Below are 25,042 nucleotides of genomic sequence, written 5' to 3' on the forward strand. Positions count from 1 at the left end.
AAGCGAAAGGGCGGCGAAACGGAGCGGGGCGGGTCAGATCACGCTGAGCCGCACATCCACGTTCCCGCGCGTCGCGTTGGAGTACGGGCACACCTGGTGCGCCTTCTCCACCAGGTCCTTCGCCGTGGCCTCGTCCACCTTGGGAATCGACACCGCGATCTCGACGGTCAGCCCGAAGCCGCCGCTCTCGATCTTCCCGATCCCCACCTTCGCGGTCACCCGCGATCCGGAGATGTCGGCCTTCGCCTGGCGCGCCACCACGCCCAGCGCCCCCTGGAAGCACGCGCTGTACCCCGCCGCGAAGAGCTGCTCCGGGTTCGTCCCCGCCCCGCTCCCGCCCATCTCCTTCGGCGGGTTCACCACCACGTCGAGCTTGCCGTCGTCACTCGCGACCCGGCCGTCCCGGCCGTTCTCCGCGGTGGCAACCGCCGTGTACAGGACATCTACGGACTGGATGGTCATGAACGGTTCCTCCTGAGGAACGGTCTCGCGTCGCGCCTGCAATGTTTCCTTGCCTAATGAACGATGTCCTTGATGTTTCAGATTGTCAAGGAAACAGGTACCCTCGCCCCCATGACCCGCCGCATGGACCCGCTCACCGCCGAGGTGCTCGACCTCATCGGCACGGTCGTGGCGCGCTACCACCAGGAGTACGACGCGGCCGCGGCCGTGCACCACCTGACCGGCGCGCAGGCCCGGGTCCTGGCGCTGCTGGCCACCGACCCCTTGCCGATGCGCAAGATCGCCGAGCGGCTGAAGTGCGAGCCGTCCAACGTCACGGGCATCGTGGACCGGCTGGAGGCGCAGGGCCTCGCCGAGCGCCGCAACGACCCGGCCGACCGCCGGGTCAAGCTCGCCGCGGCCACCGACCGGGGGCGCGCGACGGCCGAACAGCTCAGGGACTCCCTGGAGTTCGCCCGCGAACCGCTGGCGGCGCTGTCGGAGGGGGAACGCGGCGTGCTGCGGGACCTGCTCGCCCGCATGGTGCGGTAGGGCCGCACGGCTCGGCAGGCCCGGACGGTTCGGCGAGCACCGTACGGATCGGCGAGCACCGGACGGATCGGCGGGCACCGTACGGCCATCCGCACCGGTGCGACGCCGCTACCCCGCCCGCTTCGTCGTCACCCCGCCCCACATCGCCAGGCCCCGCACCCTGATCCGCGGCGCCCCCGCCACCCCGGGCCCGCTCGCCTTGCGCCCGAACAGCCCCAGGAGCCCCACCCCGTTGACGTACACCTCGGCGTCCGCCGGGACCACGATCTTCATCCCGCCCCAGAACGCGTACGCGCGGATGCGGGTTTCGGCCCCGGTGAACCGCGCCTCGCTGAGGTCGATCACGCCGCCGCCCCACACGCACAGCGCCGTCATCGAACGCGGCACCGCCCAGGCGCCCTTGCGCGCGAACCCGCCGAAGACGGCGACCGCCCACCGCGACCCCCACCCCGCCCGGGCCGCCGACGCCCCGCTATCCCCACCCGCGCCCGCGGGCAGGTCCCGGGTGAGAGCGTCCAACTCGGCGTAGCGCTTGGCGCCGTAGGCCGCGCTGATCCGCGTGTCGAGTTCGGCGAAGTCGATCCGCCCCTCGGCCGCCGCCTCGCGCAGCGCCTCGGCGACCTGCTCGCGGTCGCGGTCGGAGGGCCGCAGCTCCTCCCGGCGGACCCGCGCGGGGAGTTCCGTCATGCCCCGATGCTCTCACGCACCGGCCGCGGAAGGGCCGACGCGGCCGAGGATTCAGGCGGCGGTGACCGGGCGACGAGTCAGGCGGCGGCGACCGGGCGGGGCCCGCTCGATTCGCGCACGACCAGTTCGGGCTTGATGAGGCGGCGCACCGGTGGGCTCGTCTCGCCGGCGACCCGCTGGAGGACGAGCGAGACGGCGAGTTCGCCGATCAGCCGGGTGGGCAGGCGGACCGAGGAGAGCGAGGGGCGCATCCACGCCGAGTATGCGTGGTCTCCGTAGCCGACCATGCGCACGTCGTCCGGCACGCGGATGCCCCGCTCCGCCAGCGCCCGGGCGACCCCGAGGGCGAAGTAGTCGTCCCCGACGGTGACGGCGTCGAAGGCGGTGTCCGTGTCGAGGAACTCGCGGCAGGCGCGATACGCCTCCTCCGGTCGCCAGTCGGACTCGCCGGTCTCGAACCGCCGGCTCGGCACCGGAACCGTGCGCGAGGTCGTGCCGGCCACCTCGGCGAGCGCGCGGGCGAACCCGCGCTGCCGGTTGGCGATGGTGCTGATCGCCAGGTCCTCCTCGAAGCTGACGATCGACCGGGCGCCCCGGCTGAGCAGATGGCGGACGGCGGCGTACTCCCCGGCCTCGCTGTCGACCCCGACGAAGTCGCAGCTGAGCTGGTCGATCTCGCGTGACACGGCGACGACGGGGATGCCCTCGGCGCGGACCCGGGCCCACGGGTCGCGCTCGCCCTGGACGGGGATCACCACGGCTCCGGCCAGGCCGGCGTCGGTGATCTGCGTGGCGATGCCCGCCTCCTGGCTCGCGCTCTCCTCGGTGACGAAGAGATCGAGCGAGTAGCCGGCCGCGCGGGCGCCGGCCTCGATCGCCCCGATCAGCTCGGAGGCGAAGACGTGGGTCGAGGACGGGATCGTCAGGCCGATGGTCCGCGACCTCGACCGGGCCGAGGGGGCGTCTTCCGTGCCGGGGCGGGACGCGCCCGGCGTGATGTACCCGATCCGGACGGCCTCTTCGAGGACGAGGTCGCGGGTGCGGGTGCCCACGCCATCCTTTCCTCTCAGCGCCCGGGAGACCGTGTTGACCGACAGGCCGAGGTTCTCGGCGAGGTCGCTCAGGGTGCTGCGTCGCATGGTGGCCACCGTCCTCGACCCGCCTCCTTGTCGTCACGTCACTCTATCCACCGCCGCCTCGGCCGGTTCCCGCTCCCCGCCGCTCCCCGCCGCTCCCTCGGCCTGGTCCCGGGTCCCGCTCCCGGCCGGCGCTCACTCCTTGAGGGCGAGGTAGATCCGCGCCAGCGGAGCGGTGCGCCCGCCGGAGCGCCGGACGACCAGCCGCAGCCAGTGGCCGAAGTCGCGCAGCGGGAGGGTGATCAGGCCGCCGGCCGCAACCTCGACGGCGGGCGCCTCGTGGTCGACCCAGGCGAGACCGTCGGCGGACACCTGCGGGGTGAGGGTGACGGTGGCGTCCTCGCCCGGTTCGAGGAACTGCACGAACCAGCGGGCCTCGCCCGCCCACGCGACTTCGAACGGCTCGGTGGCGAACTCGTCCTCGACGCGGATGCCGCGTTCCAGGACGGCGGTCTGGGATTCACGCATGGTGGTCACCAATCTGCCGAGATCACGACGGAGTCGAGGTAGAGGAAGTTGCGCTGCCCGCTGAGCGTGCGCACGGAGAAGTAGAAGTTGAGCAGGTTCTCCAGCGAGCCGTAGCGCTCCTCGTAGGGCGGGACGGGGACGTGCGACCAGTCCATGGTCCGGTCGTTGAGCTGGAGTTCGACGTTGCGGCGCGCCTCCGTGTCGATCACCCAGCGCAGGTAGTGCCAGTTGACCTTGGTCGGCACCTCGTTCATGCACAGTTCCTGCGGGTCGCCGTAGGGCCGCCAGTCCTCCGGGTTCGGCGCCGTGAAGTCGGCGGTGTACGGGTGGTCGACCTTGCCCTCGAAGTGCTCCCGCGGGGTCGGCTCGGGGACGACGGGGTACATCCACTGCCGCCGCATCCGGCCCTCGGCGTCGGCGTTCTGGTAGCGCGCCACCGTGTGGTAGCGCAGCCCGCCGTCGCCGCACAGGTCCGTCGCGACGGTGAAGGCGCCGAACTGGGCCTCCGACGGGTGCTGGTTGCCGTCCCACGCCATGTCGCCGAACCCGTCGACGGCATCGGGCCCGACGGTGGCCTCGGCCTTGTAGGCGAGGTACGCCTCGATCTGGAGCAGGCCGCGACCGCTCATCGTCAGCCGGCGGATCGCCGTCGCCGTGTGGCCGGGGTGGGGGCGGGTGGCGAGCTTGAGCGCGTAGGTGCCCGACATCGCGCCGTGGGTGCCGACGTCGAAGAAGTCGCACGAGGACAGCTGCGGCGGGCGGAAGTCGCGGAAGTGGCGGTCGAGCGAGTCGTAGTCGCCCCGCCCGTTGTAGTTGCCGCCGAGCTCCACCCAGCCGTGCAGGCCGGAGTTGAAGTCGTCGTGGGCGAGTATCCGGCGCAGGGGGTTGAACCGGGACAGCGCCGGGTCGGTGCTGCGCAGGGCGTCACGCAACTGGGACCCGAGGTCGCCGTCCGGGGTGGACGTTGAGGTCGTCATGGTCGTTAACGTTATTGCTAACGTGAAAAAAATACAAGAACCTTGATTCTTGGCGGATGCGGTCGTTAGGGTGCCGATGTCCACTGACGGAAGGTTCAGCAATGGCGCGAACTCGACGGCTCACGCGTACCACCCTCGCTTCCGCGGTCGGCAGCGCCCTTGAGTGGTACGACTTCTCCCTCTACGGCACGGCGGCGGCGCTCGTGCTGCCCAAGGTGTTCTTCCCCGGCGACGGTGCGACGGCCGGGACCCTCGCGTCGCTGGCGACGTTCGCGGTGGGCTTCTTCGCCCGACCGGTCGGCGGCATCGTCATCGGCCTGCTCGGCGACCGGTTCGGGCGCCGGCAGATGCTGTTCGTGACGCTGCTGCTCATGGCGGCGTCCTCGGTCCTCATCGGCTGCCTGCCGTCCTACGGGCAGGTCGGGGTCGCCGCGCCGGCGCTCCTCGTCGTCCTGCGGGTGTTCCAGGGACTCGGCGCCGGCGGGGAGTACGCCGGGGCCATGCTCCTGTCGGCGGAGCACGCCGAGAAGGGCTCCCGCGGCTTCCACGCCTCGATACCCAGCGTCGGCAACGCCTTCGGTTCGGTGATCGCGACCGGGATCTTCTTCCTCTTCCAGCAGACCCTCTCCGAGCACGCGTTCCTCGCGTGGGGCTGGCGCGTGCCGTTCCTGCTCAGCGTGGTCCTCGCCGCGGCCGGCTACCTCATCCGGCGCAAGGTGGAGGACAGCCCGGAGTTCACGGCGGCCGTGCGGACGAAGGGCGTCGTCCGCGGCCGGTTCCCGGAGATGCTCCGGCTCAGCGGGCGCCGGGTGCCGTTCGCGATGCTCATGAGCATCGCGCCCAACGTGCTCACCTACCTGCCGTCGGTCTACGCCCTGACCTACCTGTCGAAGACCGTCGGCGTCTCCGGCTGGATCGGTCTCGTCGGGATCATCATCGCCAACATGATCAAGTTCGTCACCATCCCGACGGCGGGCCGGCTCGCCGACCGGATCGGCGGTCGCCGCGTGATGATCATCGGATCGGTGGCCGGCGCGATCCTGCTCTACCCGTTCTTCGCGATGCTCGACACCGGGACGCCGGTCGTGGTCTGGGCCGCGCTCGTGATGATCTTCACCCTGTGCTGCGACATGACGCTCGCCTCCCAGGCGGCCATGCTGTCAGGGCTCTTCGATGTCCGCGTCCGCTACACCGCGGTGACGTTCAGCCGGGAGATCACCGGTGCCGTCGTCGGCGGCACGATCCCCTTCGTCGCCGCCGCCCTCACCTCCGCGGGGGACGGCCGGCCGTGGCTGGTCTGCGTCTGCTGCGGGGTGCTGTGCGCGCTCGGCGTCATCGGCACCGCCTTCCTGCCGGAGGACCGGCGCTCGGCCGACACCGCGCCCGCCGCACTGGTCGCCTGAGCCCGCGCTCCGGAGCCGGGCGGCCGTCGCCTCCGGTCCGGGGTCGGCCGGGTGCGGTGAACGGCCGCTCCTCACCCGGCCGTTACCCGCACCACCACAGCACCTGCTTGCACGGGGTCTGGGTCGGGGAAGGGGAGGACGAGGGCGGCGGCGGGGTGGTCGGCGCGGTGGACGGGCTCCGGGACGGCGGCTTGGGGCTGATCGAGCCGGTCACCGGGGACGCCGGCGTGCTCGGGGTGCCGCCGCCGGGAGTGGCGGTGGGCGACGCGGAACCGGACGCGGTGGGCGAGGTGGTGGGGGTCCCGGACGAGGAGGTCTGCGGGCCGCCGCTCGGCGCGGCGTGGTCGGGGCCGGCGCCGGACCCGTCCGGCGAGGTGTCGCCGGAGGTGGGCGCGGGCGGGTTGTGGTCGAGCGGGGTCGGCGGGGTCCCGTCGCCGCTGGACCCGCCGGACAGCGCCGCCACCGAGAGCATCGCCGCGGCGCCGACCGCGGCGATCACGCCGATCCCGTAGACCGTGGCCCGCTGCCGGCCGCGCCTGGCCTGGTGGGCCGCCTGCCCGCGGGCCGCGAGCCGTCGCGCGGCCCGCCCGCCGCCGTGGGCCGCGTCGTCGGCGGGACCATCCCCGTCCGCGCCGACCGCCGGGAGTTGGGCGGTCTCGCCCACCGCGGGCAGCGCGAGCCGGTCGGCAGGGGTACCGCATCCCGGGCACGAGTAGGCGCCGTTGAGATGGCGTCGGCACGCGTAGCAGTAGTCCATGGCGGAAGGGACACTAGGGGACGGGTGTGGCGAGAGGGAACCCTCGCTTTCCGCTTGCCGTGCGTTTGCCCGGAAACTCCGCGGCGGGCGACCGCCGATGGCGGGAACGGGACGTCCCCAAGGGCGGCGAAGGACACCTTCGCCAGGGCCGGGCCGGCCGACCGTAAAGAGGTGGCCAAGGTCGGGTGAGCCGCCCCACATCGGGTCCGGTTTGCCGCGGATTGCGTGCACCCGCGGGCTTGACGCGTACCGGGCGGGGTCCGTACTAATAAGGGTGACCTAAGCTAGGGCAGCCTCCCCTTAGCTCCCTTACCGCCAAGCTCCGGCCGCCCCGCGCCGGCACCGACAAGGACCCCTATGCTCCCCACGTTCGTGATCGGACTCCGCGAAGGTCTCGAAGCGGCCCTCATCGTGGGCATCATCGCCTCCTTCCTCGGCCAGCAGGGCAGGCGCGACGCGCTGAAGAAGGTGTGGATCGGCGTCGGCATCGCGGTGGCGATCTGCGTGGCGGTCGCCGTGGCGCTCCAGATCTTCTCCAGCGACCTGCCGACCCGCCAGCAGGAGCGGTTGGAGACGGTGGTCGGCGCGATCGCCGTCGTCATGGTCAGCTACATGGTGCTGTGGATGCGCCGGCACTCCCGCGACCTGCGCAAGGACCTGGAGGGCGCGGCCGGCCGCGCGCTGTCCGAGGGTTCGGCGTCGGCGCTGGTGATGATGGCCTTCCTCGCGGTGCTGCGCGAGGGGTTCGAGACGTCGGTGTTCCTGCTCGCGACCTTCAACGAGAGCAACAACCCCTGGTACGGCGGCGCCGGCGCCACGCTCGGCATCCTGGTCGCCGTGGTGGTCGGCTACGGCATCTACCGCGGCGGGGTGCGGATCAACCTCTCCCGCTTCTTCCGGATCACCGGCATCGTGCTGATCCTGGTCGCCGCCGGCCTGGTCTCCACCGCGATCATGACCGCGTACGAAGGCGGTTGGATCGACCGGAACAACCAGGCGTTCGACCTGTCCTGGCTGGTCCGCCCGGGCACCCCGACCTCCTCCGTGGTCACCGGCGTCCTCGGCATCCAGCCGTTCCCGAGCTGGGCCATGGTGATCGGCTGGCTGGTCTACACGGTCCCGATGCTCGCGGTCGTGCTGTGGCCGGCCCGCCGCAAGAAGGCCGCCGCCAAGCAGCCCTCGGCCGAGCCCGTGCAAGCCGGCTGAACCCGCGCGCGCCGGCCGGTTCGTACCGGCCGGCCGCCCCTCCCCCGCGTGCCGGCCGGCCCCCGGAACCGGCCTACGGCCCTCGCGCCGCCCCGTGCACACCGCACCACCACCGTCTTCCGCCGTGCCCCGCGCGGCCTCACCAAGGAGCCCTCGTGAACCCCGCTGCCACCCACCGCCGAGTCCTGGCCTGCGCCGCGACCGTGATAGCCGCGGGCATGCTGCTCACCGCCTGCGGCGGCGACAAGGGAGACAAGGGCTCCTCCGGCACGGACGCGAAAGCGGCCGGCGCGAAGACCTCCAAGGTCACCATCACCATCACCGACAAGGGCTGCGCGCCCAGCCCCGCCAAGGCACCGGCCGGCACCGTGAAGTTCACCGTCGCCAACAAGAACTCGGCGAAGGTCACCGAGGCGGAGTTGCAGGACCACGGCAAGATGCTCGGGGAGAAGGAGAACCTGACCCCGGGCCTGTCCGGCGACTTCACCCTCAACCTCGACAAGGGCACGTACTCCGTCTACTGCCCCGGCGCGAGCACCAACCGCTCCGCGTTCACCGTCACCGGCGCCGTCAAGAAGACCTGGAAGGACGACCCGCAACTGGTCGCCGCCACCCAGCAGTACGGCACCTGGATCGACGGCGAGGTCAAGCAGCTCGTCACCACCACCGCCGCGTTCACCGCCGCGGTCAAGGCCGGCAAGCTCGACGAGGCGAAGACCCTCTACGGCAAGGCCCGCGTGCACTACGAGCGGATCGAGCCCACCGCGGAGATCTGGGGCGACCTGGACGGCCGGATCGACGGCCGCGCCGACGACGCCGCCACCCCGGCGGACTTCACCGGCTTCCACCGCATCGAGCAGGCGATCTGGCAGCAGAAGTCGCTGGCCGGCATGGGCAAGCTCGCCGACCAGCTCAACGCCGACGTCAAGAGCCTCAACGACCAGGTGCCGACGGTCGAGTACCAGCCCGCGGTGATCGCCAACGGCGCCACCGACCTGGTCAACGAGATCCAGTCCTCGAAGATCACCGGCGAGGAGGAGCGGTACTCGCACATCGACCTGCTCGACTTCGACGGCAACCTGGCCGGCGCCAACGAGGCGGTCGACGTGCTGATGCCGACGCTGAAGAAGAAGGACCCGGCGCTGGCCGCCGAGGTCACCCAGCGCTACCAGGCCACCGCGGCCGCCCTGAAGAAGTACGCCGCCACGCCCGGCTACGAGGACAGCGGCTACGTGGACTACCGGAAGGTCACCGCCGCCCAGCGGCGTACCCTGTCCCAGACCGTGGACGCCTACGCGGAGTCCGTCTCCAAGATCGCCGGAAAGATTGCCTGACCAGTGACCGACAGCACCCCGGACATCACTCCCGAACCCGAAGAGCGGCGGCCCGAGGCGGCGGCCGCCGTGAGCAGGCGCCGGCTGCTGGGCGCGGTCGGCGCCGGGGCGGCGGTGGCCGGGGCCGCCGTCGGCGTGGGCGGCACCGTGCTGGCCCGGGGCGGCTCGTCCGGCTCGGGCGGCAACGGCTCCGGCGGCGCGGCCAAGAGCCAGATCGTCGCCTTCCGGGCCGGCCACCAGGCGGGGATCGCCACCCCGTCGCAGGACCGGCTGTGCTTCGCCACCTTCGACGTGACGCCGGGCGTGACCCGCGCCGACCTGGCGGAGCTGCTGAAGACGTGGACGGCCGCCGCGGAGGCCATGACGCTCGGCAAGCCGGTGCCCGGCGACGTCGGCGACCTCAACGCCCCGCCGGACGACACCGGCGAGGCGGTCGGCCTCGCGCCCGGCAACCTCACCATCACCATCGGGTACGGCCCCTCGCTCTTCGACGGCCGCTTCGGGCTGGCCGCGCGCCGCCCCTCCGCGCTCAAGACGCTGCCGCACCTGCCGAAGGACAACCTCGACCCGGAGAACTCCGGCGGCGACCTGTGCGTGCAGGCGTGCGCGGACGACCCGCAGGTGGCCTTCCACGCGATACGCAACCTGCGCCGGCTGGCCTTCGGCACGCTGGCGCCGCGCTGGATGGAACTCGGCTTCGGCCGCACCTCCTCCACCACGCCGCAGCAGGCCACCCCGCGCAACCTGCTGGGCTTCAAGGACGGCACCCGCAACATCGACGCGACCGACGCGGCGCTGATGGGTCAGCACGTGTGGATCGGCGACGAGGAGCCGCAGCGCTGGGCCCGCGGCGGGTCGTACCTGGTCAGCCGGAAGATCCAGATGCGGATGGAGCAGTGGGACCGGGACCGGCTCGGCGACCAGCAGGACGTGTTCGGTCGGTTCAAGTCCAGCGGGGCGCCGCTGACCGGGAAGGCCGAGTACGACACCCCCGACTTCCACGCCAAGTCCGGCGGGCAGTACGTCATCCCGGCCGACGCGCACATCCGGCTGGCGGCCCACGAGAACAACAACGGGCTGCGCATCCTGCGGCGCGGCTACTCGTACACCGACGGGATCGACCCGGAGACGGGCGACCTGCTGGGCGGGCTGTTCTTCGTGGCGTTCATGAAGAGCCCGGACCAGTTCAGCACCCTCCAGCGCATCCTCGGCCAGCACGACGCGCTCAACGAGTACATCCAGCACATCGGCAGCGGCGTCTTCGTCACCCCGCCCGGCCTCGCGGCCGGCCAGGACTGGTCCACCCAGCTGTTCGGCTGACCGGCCGGGGCCTGGTCGGCCCGACGCCGGTCGAAGGCGGCCTGCCGCCGACGGCTGATCAGCGGCTGGGCAGCGGGCGGTGGGCCAGCACCCGGCCGCGCAGGGCGACTTCGAGTTCGAAGCGGGCGTCGGCGTCGGCGAGCGCGGGGCCGAAGAGATGCTGGACCTGGTGCAGCCGGCGGCGGGCGGTCTGCGGGTGGATGCCCAGCCGCGCGGCGACGTCGGGCGCGCTGCCCCGGTTGGTCTGGAGCCAGGCGAGCAGCGTCTCGGCGAGCCGTTCGCCGCGTTTGGGGGTGAGCGCCGCCAGCGGGCGCAGCCGCCGTTCGGCGATCAGCCGGACCAGCGCAGGGTCGCCCAGCAGCATCAACTCGGGCAGGCAGCGGTCGCAGTCGACCAGCCCGCCGCGCTGCCCTTCGGGCAGGCACGCCAGGATCGCCCGGGCCCAGCGCAGCGAGTCCGCGGCCAGCGCGACCGGCACGGTCGGCCCGATCACCGCGGTCCGTTCGTGCAGCACCCGCTGGACCTGCCCGTCGCGCAGGTAGAGCGCGGGCTCGGGCACCAGGAGGAACGGCTGCGCGCCGTCGGTGTCGGCGAGCACCAGATCGGGCAGCCGGGCACGGGCGGCGGGTGGGCCGGGCGCGGGCGGCGGCCCGAGCGCCACGCAGGCCACCGCAGCCGGCAGCGGCCAGTCCGCGGTGCCGGCCGCCTCCCGTACGGCGTCGGGCGCCGCGGGGCCGACCAGCAGGTCCAGCAGCCGGTGGCGGCGCCGGACGAGGGTGCCCGCCTCGTCGGCCCTCGCCTCGGTGTAGCCGCGCACCGCGGCGGAGGCGAGTTCGTCGAGGCAGGCGAAGATCGCCTCGGCGAGGACGACCATCAGGTCCGCGCCGAGCCCGGAGCGGCGCGCCACCCGGGCGTAGCGGCGCCAGGCGACCCGGCCGCCGAGCCGGTAGGCGGCCTGGAGCGCGTCGAGGCTGCGGCCCTCGGCCAACTCGCCCCGGCCCAGGGCGCGGTGCACCCGCAGCCGGTCCTCGCTGAAAGCGCCCTCGGCCCGGCCGGCGGCCAGCAGGTCGGCGAATTCCGCGAGGGCGCTCTCCACGCCCTGCTGGATTCCGGCACCGAAATTCCCGGCGAGCGGCCGGGCGAATTCGGGCACCTGGCGCCGTATCTCGCTGATGATCTCGGCGGCGAGCGAGGAACGCTCCTTTCGCACCTCCACGGCGAATCGCGGCGGAAAGCGCGTCCACGGTCCGTCCACCGGTGACCTCCGTCGGGCCGGGCTGCGATGCGGTGCGTCCCGGCCCGACACGGCCGGTCCGGCCGGTGCTGGTGGCCCACAGGGGAGTATGCGGCGATGTTACCGGCGAGTCAACAGGTGGGGCAGGGGCGGCTGTTCTTCTGCCGCCGATGACAGTTCCGCATTGCGGGCGCACGGTTTCCTGGCATCTCCGCACGCGCTTTTCCGGGCGTCCGGCCGAGGCCGTTGACCGGCCCGACGGCGCTTCCTAGCATCACCGATCGCCGCACTGCCGGAATTCGCATTCCCGAACAAGGGACGGTAACGCCACATGAAACGCACCCTTCTGCGCGGCTGCGCGACGGCCGCCGCCGCGCTCGGCCTGACCCTGGCCGGCACCCAGGGCACCTTCGCCGCTGCCTCCACCACCTCCGCCTCCACCGCCTCCGCCACCTCTGCCGCCGCCTCCTCCGCTTCCCCTTCCGCCGGCACGGACGCCGCCGCACCGGCCGCGTCGGGCCGGCTCCCGGTGAACTACCACTTCAGCACCGGCTTCGTCGGCGGGTTCTTCAGCCCGACGAAGGCCCCGGCCGGCGCGAACAACTGGTCGTGCACGCCGAGCGCCGCGCACCCGTACCCCGTGGTGCTGGTGCACGGCACCCTCGAGAACATGAACGACAACTGGGGCGGCGCCGCGCCGCTGCTGGCGAACAACGGCTACTGCGTCTTCGCCTTCGACTACGGCGGCTCCTCGGCGTCCGCCGCGATCCAGGGCACCGGTCCGGCCGAGGACGGCGCGGCGCAGCTCTCCGCGTTCGTCGACCAGGTGCTGGCGGCGACCGGCGCGGCCAAGGTCGATCTGGTCGGGCACTCCCAGGGCGGCATGATGCCGCGCTACTACCTGAAGAACCTGGGCGGCGCCGCCAAGACCGACAAGCTGATCGCGCTGTCCCCCAGCAACAACGGCACCACCCTGGACGGCCTCACCGAGTTCGGCCGCCAGCTCGGCCTGCTGGAGCCGGCCAACCAGTTCGTGGTCGGCCCGGCCTGCGCGGCCTGCGTCGAGCAGGAGGTCGGCTCGGACTTCCTCACCTCGCTCAACAGCGGCGGCGAGACCGTGCCCGGCGTGACGTACACCGTGATCACCACCACCGGTGACGAGGTGGTCACGCCGTACACCAACGCGCTGCTGCCCGCCGCGCCCAACGTCACGAACATCACCGTGCAGGACCAGTGCGGGCTGGACGCCAGCGATCACCTGGAGATCGCGTACGACCCGATCGCGCTGACCGACGTGCTCAACGCGCTCGACCCGGCGCACCCGCGGCCGGTGCCGTGCGAGGTGGTCCTGCCGGTCACCGGGCCGCTGACGTAGCGGACCCGGGTGGGCGGGACTCCGGCGGGGTGGCGGGCCGTAGCCAGGGATCGCGGGTCCCTGGTTGAGCCGGGCCTTCATCCGGTGCGCGGACGCGCGCAGGCTGGTGAGCGAAGGCGGAGACCGCAGGCCGTACGGACGGTACGGCCGCCGCCCACCCGCGAGGAGCAGACCGCCATGACCCAGCAGACCGAGACCCGCGACCGCGTCGCCCTGATCACCGGCGCCAACCGCGGGCTGGGCCGCAGCACCGCGCTGCGGCTCGCCGCGGAAGGCGTCGACTCGATCATCACCTACCGCTCGCACGCCGACGAGGCGCAGGCCGTCGTCGACGAGATCACCGCGCTCGGCCGCACCGCGCGGGCCCTGCCGCTGGACACCGGCCGGCTGGAGGACTTCCCCGGTTTCGTGGCGGAGGTGCGGCGGACGCTGAAGGAGGGGTGGCGGCGCGAGGACTTCGACTACCTCGTCAACAACGCCGGGCAGGCCGCCGCCGCGCCCTTCGCGCAGGCCACCGTCGAGGACTTCGACGCGCTGTTCGCGGTGCACGTGCGCGGCGTGTACTTCCTCACCCAGGCGCTCGCGCCGCTGATCGCCGACGGCGGCCGGATCATCAACACCTCCTCCGGGTTGACCCGCTTCAGCCGCCCGGGCATGTCGGCGTACGCCACGATGAAGGGCGCGGTGGAGGTCTTCACCCGCTACCTGGCGCTGGAGCTGGGCGAACGCGGCATCACCGCGAACACCGTGGCCCCCGGGCCGATCGCCACCGACTTCGGCGGCGGCTACCTGCGGGACAACGCGCAGGTGCGCGAGCAGCTCGGCGCGGAGACCGCCCTCGGCCGGGTCGGCGAGCCCGACGACATCGGCGGCGTGGTCGCGTCGCTGCTGTCGGAGCACACCGGCTGGATCAACGGCCAGCGCGTCGAGGCGTCCGGCGGCACCCTGCTCTAGCGGAGGACCGTGCCGGCGGGGAACGGCGGCCGGGCGGGCGAGGGAGACTGGGATCATGGACCGAGAACAACTGGCGGACTTCCTGCGCACCCGGCGGGAGGCGCTGCAACCCGAGGACGTGGGGCTGCCGCGCGGGCAGCGGCGCAGGACTAGGGGGCTGCGGCGCGAGGAGGTCGCCGCGCTGTGCGGGATGTCCGCGGACTACTACGGCCGGATCGAGCAGGCCCGCGGCCCGCAGCCGTCCGAGCAGATGCTCGCCGCGATCGCCCGCGGCCTGCACCTGTCGCTCGACGAGCGCGACCACCTCTTCCGGATGGCCGGCCACGGCACCCCGCGCCGCAGCCTGCGCGCGGACCACGTCAGCCCGGGCATGATGCGGATCGTGGACCGGCTGGCCGACACCCCGGCGCAGGTGATGTCGGTGCTCGGGGAGACGCTGCTCCAGACGCAGCCGTCGATGGCGCTGGTCGGCGACCAGACCGGGTACTCCGGCCTGGACCGCTTCATGGTCTACCGCTGGTTCACCGACCCGGTGGCCCGGCTGACCTACCCCGAGCCGGACCACCCGCGGCACAGCCGCTTCTTCACCGCCGGGCTGCGCGAGGGGTACACCGCGCTCGGCCCGGACTCGCCGGCCGGCGAACTCGTGGACGCGCTGCTGGCGTCGAGCGAGGAGTTCGCCGGGATCTGGGGCGACCACGAGGTGGGGCTGCGCAGGGTCGAGATCAAGCGCATGCTCCACCCGGACGTGGGCCTGCTCGAACTGCACTGCCAGAACCTGCTCGACGAGGAGCAGTCGCAGCGGCTGCTGGTGTACACGGCCACGCCGGGCTCCGAGTCGTACGACAAGCTCCAGTTGCTGTCGTCCCTCGGCGCGCGGCGGCCCGGCACCTGAACGCCCCCGCTGCCCCGGTCCGCACCCGGTCCGCGCAGGGAACGTGTTCCAGGCGTCGAGGCGTTGAGGCGTCGATACGTCAACCGGTGCCGCTGCCGCAGACCTTCGGCAGCCAGACCATGGTCCGCCGCTTCCGCACCCCATCCAGGATCGTCAACTGGTGCTCCAGCGAGGCGGGTTCGGCCAGGTAGCGCAGCGCGGCGAGTTCGAAGGCGTCCCGCATCACCGCGGGCATCGCGTCGGAGGCGTCGTAGCAGCGTACGGTGCCGGGCGAGTCGAGGGTCCTGGCCGCAGCGAGGCTGACCGGGTCGGCGCCGTAGGCGGAGGTCCGCACCGCGCGGTCGGCGGAGAACGCGGACTGCGACAGGCTCCACTTCTGCTGGACCTCGGGCCGCGCCAGGTAGCTGATCAACTTCCGTGCCTGCGGGGTGTCGTGCAGCATCGCGGCGAGGTCGCCGGAGACCTCCCAGGCGTCCTGGGCGCTGTCCGACCCGGGGATGAGGTCCGCGGAGTGCACGAAGTCCGCGTCGGAGCGCTTGGGGTCCGCGCTGTTCGCCCAGCCCGCGTCGGCCCGTATGAACGACGACTGGTGCTCCAGGGTGCACGCGGCGCCCCCGCCGGCCGCGGTGCGGGAGACCACGTCGTAGGGGCGCGTCACCGCGGGCCGGACGTACGCGGCCTGGCCGGCGCCGACCATGTCGCCCCAGGTCCGCCAGGCCCGTGCGACGCGCGCGTCCGTCCACCGCAGGCGCCCGCCGGCCCACTGCTGGTAGACGGCGGGACCGGCCTGCTGGAGCAGGATGTCCTCGATCCAGTCGGTGGCGGGCCAGCCGGAGGTGGCGCCGGAGACCATGCCCAGGCACCAGGAGCCGGGGGCGGCCGCGGCCGCGGTGCGCTGTGCGGCCGTCATGCCCTTCGGGTACCACACCGCGCTCTTCAGGTCGGTCTTGATCGGCAGCCAGTAGTAGTGCGCGCCCTCGCCCGGGGGGCCGTCGACCTTGCGCGCCCAGGGCGCGTTGAAGTCCTTGCCGTCGATCAGGCCGTCCAGCGAGGCGAGTTGGCCCTTGGACGCGTAGTCGGCGAGTTCGCCGGGGCCGGGCAGCACCGCGATGTCGGGCGGCGCGCCGGCCTCGGCGTCGGCGTCGAGCACCTGGCTCTCGGCCGAACTGCCCTGGTAGAGCACGTGGATGTGCTCCTCGGCCTCGAACGGCTGGATCACCTGCTGCCGGAAGAGCGTCTCGTCACCCCCGCTCCAGTTCGCCAGCAGCGTCACCGAGCCGTTCCCGCCGACCGCCCGCACCACCACGACACCCACCACGGCGACCACCACCAGGCACAGGCCGATGACGCCGTATCCCCGCGCGTCCGGCCGCCTCATCGGGACGCCTTGACGCGGTACTCGTTGATCCGCGGCACCAGTGCCCACACGACCAGAACCATCAGTGCCACTCCCCCGGCCACTATCCAGCCGGCCGCCGCGGCGCGGAAGCCGGTGTCCGCCATCCGCCGGGCGACTTCCGCCCCCGCGGTGCTGATCTGCCCGCCCGCGTGCGGCCGCTCCAGCAGCCTGCGGGCATGGAACAGGCCGGTGTGGGTCTGCCAGGTGAAGGCCGCGAGGACCACCGCACCGCACACCAGCAGGCCGCCGGCCGCGCCGAGTTGACGGTTCCAGCGGCGCCGGAACCGGGCCCGGTGAAAGCGGTGCGCCTCCACCAGCGCGGCGGTCAGCGCGACGACCAGCACCGCCGACAGGCACCAGCCCAGCACCAGCGGCCACCCGAACGACGCCTGCCGGCGCGCCACCGCGAGTTGCGCCTGCTGGAGCGCGTTGAGCCGGCTCATCAGCGACGCACCGGTCACCGCGTCACCGGGCGCGCCCAGCACGTTGGCCGCGTCGTGCATGTAGCCGTCGTGCAGCGGCGAGTCCCTCGGGACCTGTCCGGCGAGCCCGATCCAGTACGAGTACGCCGAGATCAGGCCGGTGACCGTCTTGAGGGTCAGCCGGCCGCTCGGCCCGGTGACGTCCTCGGCCGCGGCCGAGGTGAGGATCTGGTTGGCGACCGCGACCTGGGTGGAGAAGCTGCTGGTGCCTGCCGCGTCGGAGGCCGCGTCCTGTTCCGCGTCGGACTTGGCCTGGAGCAGCGCGTCCTTCGCGGTGTCCACGTCGAGCACGCCGGACGCGGTGGACGACGCCAGCGGCACCGCGTCGCTGTGCACCCCGGCGTAGGAGCCGAGCAGGGCCAGCGTGGTGACCGTGATCAGGGCCGTCAACAGCCAGAGCCGGTGCCACAGTTCGCGCGAGGTGGTGCTCATGGCGCCTCGACTCTCGGCGTGAGGCGGTGCCGGCAGTGCGGGCAGAACTTGGCGTTCGACGGGATCGGGGCCCGGCACTTCGGGCAGCCGACCAGCCCGGCCACGGGCCGCACCTGGAGGTCCCCGCCGGGCAGGCCGTCGGAGGTGGGGCCGTGCGTGGTGTGGGTGCTCGCGGTGATCAGGTGCTCGAACGCGTCCCGGGTCACGCCCTCGCGCAGCACCACGTTCCCGTTGGCCGGGTCGCGGATCTCCACGATCCGCTGGAGTTCGGCCAGTTGGCGATGGGCGTTCAGCTCGTGGGCGAGCATGACCGCGATCCCGAGCAGCCGGACCGCGGCTTCGCGCTGCCCGACGCGGAACGCCTCGGCGGCCCGCCCGGCGGTGTCGCCCAGCCGCCGGTGCTTCTCGAAGTGCTCGTCCTCCTCGTTGCCGGTCAGCGCCGGCACCGGGTCGTCGGTCCACCGCACCCGGCACGGCTTGGCCGGTGGCAGCCGCAACTCGCCCGGCCCTGGCGGGTGTCCGCCCGCCGGCCGGAACCGGCTGCCGGGCGCCACCACCTCCACGACCGCCGCCTGAAGGTCCTCGTCCAGCGCCCGCCCCTCCGGATCGACCGTCAGGCACAGCTGGTACCTGCGCACCTCGTTGCCCCAGGCGCGGGTGGTGAAGGCGACCGCGGCACCGGTCGCGGTCTCGGTCGCCGTCTGCGGCAGGATCAGCTCGTTGGGGAACATCTGGCGCAGGTAGCGCAGCCGGCTGCCGGGTGAGGGAGTCACCCGGATCTCCAGCTCCGGTAGCGGCTTGGCCAGCAGCCGCTCGACCAACGCCGCGTAGGCGGACGGCAGTTCGGACTCGTCGTGCACCGCGTCCGCGCTGCCGTGCAACCGCGTGGTGACGTCCACCAGCACCTGCGCGTCCCAGTCCTTGCCGATGCCCCAGGCGTCGCACAGGAAGCGGCCCTGCCAGGTGTCGAGCACCGCGGCGAGCGGGTTGCGGTCGTCGTGCTCGTTCCGGCCGTCGGTGAGCATCAGCACGTGCGGGATCGGCGCGGACTGCTCGGCGAGCAACGTGCCTGCCAGGTCGAGCCAGTTGCCGACGCAGGTGCCGCCGCCGGCCTGCATGGCGTACACCGCGAGCGCCGCTTCGGCCCGGGTCGCCGCGGAGGCCGGGCGCATCGGTCCGGAGGGCGGGTAGACGGTCACCGCGTGGTGGGTGCCCTTGACGATCGCGAACGGGGTGCCGTCCGGCAGCGCCTTCAGCGCGGTGACGGCGGCCTGCCGGGCCGCGTGGATCTTCTTCTCCGGCACGTTCATCGAGACCGAGCAGTCCACGACGAGGACTTCGGCGAGCGGCGGCCCGTCGGCGCCCGCGGCGGCGCCCGTGGCCGCGGCCTCGTCGATGCCGTCGACGTGCACGGTCAGGATGGCGTGCAGATCCTGCGCGCCGGCTCCGGCCGGGAGGTACATGCGCTGGCTGATCCCGAGCCCGACGGCGGGGCCGGCCGCGTCCTGGCGGTGCGCGGCGCCCTGGTCCTGGCGTTGGTCCTGGTCCTGGTCCTGGTCCTGGCCCTGGTACGGCGGCGGGCCCGAACCCGCTTCCGCGCCAGGCCCGTTGGGCGGGACCGGCGGCCCGGAGCCGGGCCCGTCACCGTACGCGCCCGCGTCCCCGCTCGTGCTCCCGTGAGTGTCCACTGCTGCCTGCTGCTCCTCACCGCTCGCTCGGTCGGTCGCCTCGGTAGGTCGGTCGCTCGGTAGGTGGGTAGATAGGTCGGTCGGAGGGCCCGTGGCCGGCACGGGTCCGCCGCCGGTGCCGTCAGAACCTGCTCTCCGGACGGACCGCGTAGGCCCGGTCGAGAAGGTCGCCGCGCTCGGCCGCGTCGTGCCCCTGGTCGGCCAGGTCGTGCAGCGACTCGTGCAGCAGCGTGGCCAGCCGGCGTCCGTCGGCCGCGCCCTCGAAGAGTTCGCCGGGCGGCAGCGCGGGGAACGGCCGGTCGAGCCAGGCGCCGTCGGGACCGGTCGGCGGCCGGTGGGCGCCGAGCACCGGCAGGCGGGCGAGCCGACCGCGTAGTCGCGTCAACACCCCTTCTGCTTGCTCGGGTTGGCCGACGGGAGTGGCGCCTCGGCTGTGCGCTGCCTCCTCGGGTCCGCCCGGCGACGTCGCCGCCGCCAGCCGTCGCGCGTACTCCTGCTCCCGCACCTCCGCGACCAGCCGCTTCTTGGCCGCGCCGGAGGGCTGTTCGGCGATCCGGTCGGCGGCGTCGCGCAGGTCGGCCGCGGTGGGGTCGGCGCCCGGCAGCCGCCCGGTGAGCACCCGGATCATCGCGATCCGCGCGGTGTCGTAATGCCGTGAGGTGGAGGGGACCTCGCCCAGCACCCGGACCGCCGCCGTACGGTGCCCGGCGCGCAGGTGGCCGCGGGCCAGGCCGAACGCGGCGCTGCCCTGGGTGCGGTCGCGTTCCCAGACCGCCTCGTAGTAGCGGCTGACGTCCTGCTCGGGGTCGCGCAGGCGCTCGGCGCAGTAGCCGAGCGCGAGCTTGGGCGCCCACTCGCCGGGCACGATGTCGTAGACGGCCTCGAAGTAGCCCTGTGCCGTGTGCACTTGGTCGTTCATCAGGTCGCGCAGGCCGCGGTGCCAGGCGAGCCGCCAGTCGTAGGCCGCGGCGTCCGGGCCCATCAGCCGCTCCGCCTCGGCCAGCCACGCCGCGGCCTGTTCGGCCGCCTCCTCGCCGCCGCGCCACAGATAGCCGCGGCACAGCCACAGCGCCACCTCGACCGTACGCAGCGGCGGATCGTGCAGCACCCGCTCCGCGACACGCTCGGGCACCGCCGCGCCCAACCGGCCGAGGAAGACCACGGCGCCGTCGTCCGGGTCGGGGATCGGCACCGGCAGCGCGCGGGCCACCTCCTTCGGGCCGGGCGCGCCGAACTCCAGCTCCGGTGCGGTCCCGACGGCCTGCCCGGCCTGCCCGGCTTGCCCGGTCCGCCCGGTCCGCCCGCCCCGCCCCGTCCAGTAGCCGGTGCCCGGGGCCTCGCCGAGCACCGCGCCGAAGAGCACCGCGGTCGGTTCGAACCGGGTGGAGCGCTCGGGGTGCCGCTCGTGCCGGCTCAGCGCGCGGTGCTCCCGCAGCACCTCCCACAGCTGCCGGGACATCTGCGCCGCCGAGGTGAAGCGGGCGGCCGGGTCGTCGTGCGTGGCGCGGGCGATCAGCCGGTCGAAGGAGCGCTCGGCGAGCCCGGCGGCCGGCACCGCCTTGTCGTACAGCTCGTTCAGGGTGCGGCCGACCGTGAACAGGTCGCTGTCGACATGGAACCCGCGCTGGCTCAACTCCCTTGACGGCGGGGCGTAGTTGCGGGTGTACGACAGCCGGGTGGCGCGGTCGTCCTTGCGGCGCACCGCACCGAGGTCGATCAACTTGATCTGCCGGCCGTAGTGGATGACGTTCGCGGGCTTCATGTCGCAGTAGAGCAGCCCCTGGTCGTGCAGGTACTCCAGGGCGCCGAGGATCTTGCAGCCGTACGTCACCACGTGGTCGAGGGCGAACGGCTCGCCGAACAGCTCCTCCAGCTCGTCCGGGTTCGACCTCAGCAGCAGGTTCAGCGGGCGCCCGGCGACGTACTCCATCACGATGTAGTCGGTGGGCTCCTCCTCGCCCGGCGCGAGGTGCTTGCGCGAGGAGATGACGCCGACCACGTCCCGGTGGTGCAGCGAGGCGAGCGAGCGCATCTCCTCGACCGCGCGCAGGCGGGCGATCGCGTCGCTGTTGTTGATCTGGGCCTTGAGCACCACCCGCAGGTCCTTCAGCTCGGTGTCCTCGGCGAGGTACACCCAGCTCGTGCCGCCCGGCGAGAGATAGCCGAGCACGCGGTACGTCTGCCGGCTCGCCTCGCCGATCTCGTCGCCGACGCGCAGTTGCGGGCGGAAGGAGTACGGCGTGCCGCACTCGGGGCAGTAGCCGTGGTCGGGTGGCGGCCCGCCGTCGTACGCCAGCCCGATGGTGCCGGGGCACTCCGGGATGCCGCAGGGCCGGCCGCCGACCGGCGGCGGGCTGGGGGCGCGGGCGATGCTGGCGAGCGGCGGCGCGGGGATGTCGGGGAGCGGGACGAGGCCGTCGCTGTCCAACGTGTCGAAGTTGGGGACGGCGGGGGCCGGTGCGAGGCCGGGCCGGGACGCGGCGTCCTCGGCGGAACGGCCGCGGTCACCCTGGCGGTCGCGGTCGCGGTCACGGTCACGGTCGCGGTCGGCGGTACGGCGCGTGGCGCGCTGCCGGCGGGCGCGCTCGCGGCGGCTGTCGGTACGGCCGGACTCGCCGTCGGGTAAGTCCGCCGAGCTGTCCGCGCCGGTACGGGGCCCGGGCGTGCGGGGCCGGTCCGGTCCGGGACCGGCTCCTTCACGGGCGGGTGTGGCCGCGGGTGTGGCCGCGGGAGCAGGCGCAGGGGTGGGCGTCGGCGGGGACGGGGGCGCGGGTGCGGGGGCAAGCGGAGGGGTGGGGGCAGGCGCGGGCGCGGTCCTCGGTGGGGATACGGAGGTGACGCCACGAGGGGCCGCCGCGGGCGGCATCCGGGAGCAGGTGTCGCAGAAGCCGGTGGACATGAGGGTGCCGTCGCATCCGGGGCGCGGGCAGCGCACGGGCGGGTCGGTCACGGTCGGGGCTCGCCTCCCTCCTGATCCGGTTCACGTAAAGGGACTTGGCCGCGCTCGGAAGCGTGGCGGGGTCCGGCGGCGCGGTACGGCCCGGCACCGTGGTTCGGCGCGGCACCGTGGTTCGGCCCGGCACCGTGGTTCGGCTCCACCTCGTGGTTCGGCTCCGCACGACGGTTCGGCGACGCAACGTGGTGCACCTCCGCCCCCTCCCCCGCACCGTCCCCGCTCCCCGGCTGCCCGTCCGCCCCCGGGCCCGACGGCCCCCGCCGTTGCGGGTGCCTGCTGCTCCATCGCTCGATGAAGCCGGCGTACTCGCGCATCGCGACCTCCGCTGCGGCCAGGTCGCAGGGCCGGGCGTGCAGCAGTTCGTAGGCGGCCTGGTAACGGTCCTCCGCGGCCAAGTCCTCGCTGTCCAAAGCCGTTTGGTGGAGCACCTGGTACGAGTCGAGGCGTCCGATCAGCTCCGCGCGGCGCTCGATCAGCGGGTCGAGGCGCTCGACGGCCTCCCTGATCCGCCGCTCGGCCCGGACCGCCACCCGCTCGAACCGGGCGAGGTCCGGGTGCCCGCCGCGTCCGGCCGCCACGCCGACCGTGCCCGCCATGGTGGTCCGTACCGCGTGCGCCTTGACCAGCGCGTCCAGCGCCCGGTCGCAGTCGGCGCGCACCTCGGCCATCCGCTCGTGCAGCGCGTCGGCGAGCGGGCCGGTGATCTCGGTGAGCATCCCCACCAGCCGCGCCTGCCGTTGCTGGCTCGGCTCGATCACCAACTGGCTCTCCGCGCGGGCGACATGGGCCCCGTCGCGGCGGAAGACCAGCAGCATGCGGTCGCCGTGCACGCGCAGTCGGGCGAGCAGGTCGAGCAGCCCGTCGGGGTCGGGCGCCTCGTCGACCCCGACCAGGACGAGGGTGAGGGTGGTCGAGGCGGCGAGGATGCGCCGGACGATCGCGTCGATGCCCGTGTCGTCGATGTCCTCCCGGCCCTCCGGGAGCACGCCGAGCCGGTCGGCGACCCGCTCGGCGATCCACAGGGTGCTGCGGCCGGACGCGCTCAGCGCCAGGTCGAGGCCACCGGGCGGCGGGTCGGTCTCCGCGTCGCCGGCGGCCGGGCCGGGCAGTTCGCGGTCGGCGAGCCGGAGGGCACGGCAGAGCGTGGTCACCCGCACCGGGTGGTCGGCGCGGACCTGGCTGATCTTGACCTGGCTGCCGTCGCCGGTACGCCGTCGGGTGCGGGCCGGACCGGGCCGGACCGGCACGCCCGGCGCATGCGGCGCGCCCGGCGGGCGCGGCACGGACCTCGGGCGGTCACCGCGGAACCACTCCGCCAGCCGCTGCGCGAAGTGCGGGTCGAACATGCCCCGTTCGCGGCCGAGCACGTCCAGCCGCTCGTCGACGGCGGCCCATCCGCGGGTCCAGCCGCGGGCGCGCGGCAGGTGGCGTACGACGGTCTCGGCCGGGCTCAGATACGGGCCCGCGCGGTCGCCGTTCACGTTTCCGGGCAGCGCCACGCCGACGATGTCGCCGGTGGCGGCGTCGGTGACCCCGGCGCCGCCGAAGCCCGCCGCGCCCGGACCGGCCGGCGCCAGCCGGACCCGCCCGTCGGTGCCGCTCGCCACGGCTTCCGTGGCCGCGGCCATCCACCGCCCGGTGCCGTCGGCGGCCGGGAAGCCGTACATCCGCACCCTGCGGTGCGGCACGGACAGCCGGCGCAGCGAACCGGCCGCGCCCGCCGGGCCGGACCCGTCCAGCCGCAGCAGCGCCACCCCGCCCGCCTCGGCCGCGCACACCTGGTCCGCGACCGCGTGCAGCGAGACCCCGCCGGCGCCGACCAACTCCGCGGTGACGCGCTCTCCTTCGGCGACCGCCCCCGCGTGCGTCAGTACCCATTCCGGGTCGACCAGCACTCCGGCCCCCGCGATCGTCCCATCGCCCCGCCGGATACGTACCGCCCACGACGGCGCCGCCCAGGAGCTCCGGCCGCCGATTCCCCCTTCGGCTTCCATATCAGGCACTCTACGCCTGACGCCCCATCATGTCCGCCCGGTTGGACGGACGATCACCCGTGACCGCGTGGAGCCAGGCGCGCGGAGCCCGGGCATGGGCGCCGTCCGGCGTCGAGGCTCCGCCGAACCGATCCCCACGCCCACCCCGCACCGATCTCCACACCCGTCCACGCACCGAATCACCGCACCGATCGGCAACCTCTCCTGCTGATCGCCGCCCGCCGTGCACGCGAAAAGTGCCCTCCGCGCTGGGACGACGAACCTTCGGGTCGCGCCGGTCCAGGTGGCGGGCACTTTCCGCGTACCGGGCCCCGGTACGCGGCCCCCGTGCGTGGGCCTCGGCCTCACGTTCCGCCGACGGTGCCGGCAGGGCCGGTCGTCGCGCCGGGCGTCAGGAGCGAACCGGGCGGGTTCGGCGCCTCGCTGAGGAGACGGGTGCCGCCCCAGCCGGTGCAGCCGCGGACCCCTGAGGCCGGCAGGACACAGACCCTGACCGTGGCCACGGGCGCAAACGGATCGGCCCAGGGCGCAACTCCCTTTGCCCGAGCGGACACGCGGCGGAGCCTCGGCGCACCCCGGCCTGTCCCGGGTCCGGGTCCTGGTCCCGGTCCGGGTCCTGGTGGGCCGAGGAGGCGTGACAGCCGGCCCGCGCCGTTACGGCTACGGCACGGCCACGGCACGGCTACCAATGGGGCTACGGCTGTGCCTGGCCGCCGCAGAGGCGCAGCGCGCTCTCCGCACACAGCTCCGCCGCCTTGTCGTTGGTCAGCAGCCCGGCCGCGACCTGGTCCACGGCGGTGTGCTGGAGCCCGAGGATGGCGGCGGCGAGCCAGTCCGCGGGCAGCGCCGGGTCGAAGTCGCCCGCGTACTGGCCGCGTCGGACGAGCCGGGCGAGCCGCGGGGGCACGAAGTCGTGGGGGTCGTGGGCGGGCCGCGGGATCTGGGCCGTGGCGGAGTGCAGCAGGAGGGGGTAGCGGTCGAGGAACCGCCAGCCGGCGTCGAGGTACCGGGTCAGCGCGTCGGCGGGCGGGGCGGTGTCGAGAGCGGCCTCGTCGAGCAGCGCGGCGAACTCGGCGGACGCGACCTCGACGAGAGCCGCGACCAGGACCTCCCGCGAGGAGAAGTGCGCGTAGACGGTCTGGCGGGTGACGCCGGCCGCCGCGGCGATGTCCTCCATGCTCGCGTCGGGCCGCTCGCCGAGCACCACCCGGGTCGCGTTGAGGATCGCGTCGATGCTGCGCCGGGCGTCGGCCCGGCGGCGCCGTGACGGCGGCGGCAGTGCGGGGGTGTCGTACGGGGCGGGGACGTCGTGCGGTGCGGGGGTGTCGTGCGGGTCGTGCGGGTCGGCCATG

21 protein-coding genes are annotated in these 25,042 nt (G+C 73.7%); 8 read left to right on the top strand and 13 right to left on the bottom strand.

Annotated elements, in window-relative coordinates:
* Nucleotides 1-33: 33 nt before the first annotated feature.
* On the bottom strand, nucleotides 34-462 hold the full coding sequence (locus tag AB0399_RS13485) for an organic hydroperoxide resistance protein (protein ID WP_366411371.1): 429 nt from the start codon (nucleotides 460-462) through the stop codon (nucleotides 34-36).
* Between the two features lie 111 nt (nucleotides 463-573).
* Between AB0399_RS13485 and AB0399_RS13490 the strand changes: the two genes are divergently transcribed.
* Nucleotides 574-993: a MarR family transcriptional regulator gene (locus AB0399_RS13490; RefSeq protein ID WP_329369716.1), complete on the top strand. Its 420-nt coding sequence runs from the start codon at nucleotides 574-576 to the stop codon at nucleotides 991-993.
* A gap of 108 nt (nucleotides 994-1,101) precedes the next feature.
* Here the strand turns inward: AB0399_RS13490 and AB0399_RS13495 are convergent, their stop codons facing one another.
* The 4 genes from AB0399_RS13495 to AB0399_RS13510 form a co-directional block, all read right to left on the bottom strand.
* Nucleotides 1,102-1,680 carry a DUF1707 domain-containing protein gene (locus AB0399_RS13495; RefSeq protein ID WP_366411372.1) on the bottom strand — a complete coding sequence of 193 codons (579 nt, stop codon included), beginning with the start codon at nucleotides 1,678-1,680 and terminating at the stop codon, nucleotides 1,102-1,104.
* 77 nt (nucleotides 1,681-1,757) lie between these two features.
* Nucleotides 1,758-2,819: a LacI family DNA-binding transcriptional regulator gene (locus AB0399_RS13500; RefSeq protein WP_366411373.1), complete on the bottom strand. Its 1,062-nt coding sequence runs from the start codon at nucleotides 2,817-2,819 to the stop codon at nucleotides 1,758-1,760.
* 132 nt (nucleotides 2,820-2,951) lie between these two features.
* The gene (locus tag AB0399_RS13505) at nucleotides 2,952-3,284 is read right to left on the bottom strand and encodes a hypothetical protein (protein WP_329369710.1); all 333 of its coding nucleotides are present in this window, start codon (nucleotides 3,282-3,284) and stop codon (nucleotides 2,952-2,954) included.
* A gap of 5 nt (nucleotides 3,285-3,289) precedes the next feature.
* Nucleotides 3,290-4,261 (bottom strand): DUF6772 family protein, encoded by a 972-nt coding sequence (locus AB0399_RS13510; RefSeq protein WP_366411374.1) that lies wholly within the window; start codon nucleotides 4,259-4,261, stop codon nucleotides 3,290-3,292.
* A gap of 101 nt (nucleotides 4,262-4,362) precedes the next feature.
* Here AB0399_RS13510 and AB0399_RS13515 point away from each other — a divergent pair, with 101 nt between their 5' ends.
* On the top strand, nucleotides 4,363-5,664 hold the full coding sequence (locus AB0399_RS13515; protein ID WP_366411375.1) for an MFS transporter: 1,302 nt from the start codon (nucleotides 4,363-4,365) through the stop codon (nucleotides 5,662-5,664).
* Between the two features lie 82 nt (nucleotides 5,665-5,746).
* On the opposite strand, the gene AB0399_RS13520 is transcribed toward AB0399_RS13515, so the two are convergent.
* Entirely contained in the window at nucleotides 5,747-6,421 is a 675-nt protein-coding gene (locus tag AB0399_RS13520) for a hypothetical protein (protein WP_366411376.1), read from the bottom strand.
* 357 nt (nucleotides 6,422-6,778) lie between these two features.
* Between AB0399_RS13520 and efeU the strand changes: the two genes are divergently transcribed.
* The 3 genes from efeU to efeB all read left to right on the top strand — a co-directional run bounded on the left by efeU (nucleotide 6,779) and on the right by efeB (nucleotide 10,281).
* Nucleotides 6,779-7,627: an iron uptake transporter permease EfeU gene (gene efeU / locus AB0399_RS13525; protein WP_328463717.1), complete on the top strand. Its 849-nt coding sequence runs from the start codon at nucleotides 6,779-6,781 to the stop codon at nucleotides 7,625-7,627.
* Between the two features lie 155 nt (nucleotides 7,628-7,782).
* Entirely contained in the window at nucleotides 7,783-8,961 is a 1,179-nt protein-coding gene (gene efeO / locus AB0399_RS13530) for an iron uptake system protein EfeO (protein ID WP_329369703.1), read from the top strand.
* Between the two features lie 3 nt (nucleotides 8,962-8,964).
* Entirely contained in the window at nucleotides 8,965-10,281 is a 1,317-nt protein-coding gene (gene efeB, locus AB0399_RS13535; RefSeq protein ID WP_328463722.1) for an iron uptake transporter deferrochelatase/peroxidase subunit, read from the top strand.
* A gap of 58 nt (nucleotides 10,282-10,339) precedes the next feature.
* Here the strand turns inward: efeB and AB0399_RS13540 are convergent, their stop codons facing one another.
* A complete protein-coding gene (locus AB0399_RS13540) occupies nucleotides 10,340-11,491 on the bottom strand; it encodes a helix-turn-helix domain-containing protein (RefSeq protein ID WP_329369699.1) in 1,152 nt (383 codons plus the stop codon).
* A 355-nt stretch (nucleotides 11,492-11,846) separates the two neighbouring features.
* Between AB0399_RS13540 and AB0399_RS13545 the strand changes: the two genes are divergently transcribed.
* The 3 genes from AB0399_RS13545 to AB0399_RS13555 all read left to right on the top strand — a co-directional run bounded on the left by AB0399_RS13545 (nucleotide 11,847) and on the right by AB0399_RS13555 (nucleotide 14,739).
* Nucleotides 11,847-12,890, top strand: coding sequence for an alpha/beta fold hydrolase (locus tag AB0399_RS13545; RefSeq protein WP_366411377.1), 1,044 nt, complete (start codon nucleotides 11,847-11,849; stop codon nucleotides 12,888-12,890).
* 177 nt (nucleotides 12,891-13,067) lie between these two features.
* Nucleotides 13,068-13,844: an SDR family oxidoreductase gene (locus AB0399_RS13550; RefSeq protein ID WP_366411378.1), complete on the top strand. Its 777-nt coding sequence runs from the start codon at nucleotides 13,068-13,070 to the stop codon at nucleotides 13,842-13,844.
* Between the two features lie 55 nt (nucleotides 13,845-13,899).
* A complete protein-coding gene (locus tag AB0399_RS13555; protein ID WP_366411379.1) occupies nucleotides 13,900-14,739 on the top strand; it encodes a helix-turn-helix transcriptional regulator in 840 nt (279 codons plus the stop codon).
* A gap of 79 nt (nucleotides 14,740-14,818) precedes the next feature.
* Here the strand turns inward: AB0399_RS13555 and AB0399_RS13560 are convergent, their stop codons facing one another.
* The 6 genes from AB0399_RS13560 to AB0399_RS13585 all read right to left on the bottom strand — a co-directional run bounded on the left by AB0399_RS13560 (nucleotide 14,819) and on the right by AB0399_RS13585 (nucleotide 25,041).
* Entirely contained in the window at nucleotides 14,819-16,117 is a 1,299-nt protein-coding gene (locus AB0399_RS13560) for an extracellular solute-binding protein (protein WP_366411380.1), read from the bottom strand.
* The gene (locus AB0399_RS13565; RefSeq protein ID WP_366411381.1) at nucleotides 16,114-17,052 is read right to left on the bottom strand and encodes a hypothetical protein; all 939 of its coding nucleotides are present in this window, start codon (nucleotides 17,050-17,052) and stop codon (nucleotides 16,114-16,116) included. The genes AB0399_RS13560 and AB0399_RS13565 overlap by 4 nt, the downstream gene beginning before the upstream one ends.
* Entirely contained in the window at nucleotides 17,049-18,740 is a 1,692-nt protein-coding gene (locus tag AB0399_RS13570) for a VWA domain-containing protein (RefSeq protein ID WP_366411382.1), read from the bottom strand. Before AB0399_RS13570 ends, AB0399_RS13565 begins: the two co-directional genes overlap by 4 nt.
* Before the next feature lie 121 nt (nucleotides 18,741-18,861).
* The gene (locus AB0399_RS13575) at nucleotides 18,862-21,639 is read right to left on the bottom strand and encodes a tetratricopeptide repeat protein (protein WP_366411421.1); all 2,778 of its coding nucleotides are present in this window, start codon (nucleotides 21,637-21,639) and stop codon (nucleotides 18,862-18,864) included.
* A 47-nt stretch (nucleotides 21,640-21,686) separates the two neighbouring features.
* Nucleotides 21,687-23,690, bottom strand: a complete 2,004-nt coding sequence (locus AB0399_RS13580; protein WP_366411383.1) for a serine protease — start codon at nucleotides 23,688-23,690, stop codon at nucleotides 21,687-21,689.
* Between the two features lie 694 nt (nucleotides 23,691-24,384).
* Entirely contained in the window at nucleotides 24,385-25,041 is a 657-nt protein-coding gene (locus AB0399_RS13585; RefSeq protein WP_366411384.1) for a TetR/AcrR family transcriptional regulator, read from the bottom strand.
* Between the last annotated feature and the right edge of the window lies 1 nt (nucleotide 25,042).

It is taken from the genome of Streptomyces sp. NPDC088194 (genome assembly GCF_040702025.1).
Classification (GTDB): Bacteria; Actinomycetota; Actinomycetes; order Streptomycetales; family Streptomycetaceae; genus Actinacidiphila.

Coding starts and splice junctions, on each gene's coding strand:
- AB0399_RS13495 (WP_366411372.1), bottom strand. CDS start 1,680: ATGACGGAACTCCCCGCGCGGGTCCGCCGGGAGGAGCTGCGGCCCTCC.
- AB0399_RS13520 (WP_366411376.1), bottom strand. CDS start 6,421: ATGGACTACTGCTACGCGTGCCGACGCCATCTCAACGGCGCCTACTCG.
- AB0399_RS13555 (WP_366411379.1), top strand. CDS start 13,900: ATGGACCGAGAACAACTGGCGGACTTCCTGCGCACCCGGCGGGAGGCG.
- AB0399_RS13510 (WP_366411374.1), bottom strand. CDS start 4,261: ATGACGACCTCAACGTCCACCCCGGACGGCGACCTCGGGTCCCAGTTG.
- AB0399_RS13575 (WP_366411421.1), bottom strand. CDS start 21,639: ATGTCCACCGGCTTCTGCGACACCTGCTCCCGGATGCCGCCCGCGGCG.
- AB0399_RS13585 (WP_366411384.1), bottom strand. CDS start 25,041: ATGGCCGACCCGCACGACCCGCACGACACCCCCGCACCGCACGACGTC.
- efeU (WP_328463717.1), top strand. CDS start 6,779: ATGCTCCCCACGTTCGTGATCGGACTCCGCGAAGGTCTCGAAGCGGCC.
- AB0399_RS13565 (WP_366411381.1), bottom strand. CDS start 17,052: ATGAGCACCACCTCGCGCGAACTGTGGCACCGGCTCTGGCTGTTGACG.
- AB0399_RS13490 (WP_329369716.1), top strand. CDS start 574: ATGACCCGCCGCATGGACCCGCTCACCGCCGAGGTGCTCGACCTCATC.
- AB0399_RS13515 (WP_366411375.1), top strand. CDS start 4,363: ATGGCGCGAACTCGACGGCTCACGCGTACCACCCTCGCTTCCGCGGTC.
- AB0399_RS13545 (WP_366411377.1), top strand. CDS start 11,847: ATGAAACGCACCCTTCTGCGCGGCTGCGCGACGGCCGCCGCCGCGCTC.
- AB0399_RS13560 (WP_366411380.1), bottom strand. CDS start 16,117: ATGAGGCGGCCGGACGCGCGGGGATACGGCGTCATCGGCCTGTGCCTG.
- AB0399_RS13505 (WP_329369710.1), bottom strand. CDS start 3,284: ATGCGTGAATCCCAGACCGCCGTCCTGGAACGCGGCATCCGCGTCGAG.
- AB0399_RS13580 (WP_366411383.1), bottom strand. CDS start 23,690: ATGGAAGCCGAAGGGGGAATCGGCGGCCGGAGCTCCTGGGCGGCGCCG.
- AB0399_RS13550 (WP_366411378.1), top strand. CDS start 13,068: ATGACCCAGCAGACCGAGACCCGCGACCGCGTCGCCCTGATCACCGGC.
- AB0399_RS13500 (WP_366411373.1), bottom strand. CDS start 2,819: ATGCGACGCAGCACCCTGAGCGACCTCGCCGAGAACCTCGGCCTGTCG.
- AB0399_RS13485 (WP_366411371.1), bottom strand. CDS start 462: ATGACCATCCAGTCCGTAGATGTCCTGTACACGGCGGTTGCCACCGCG.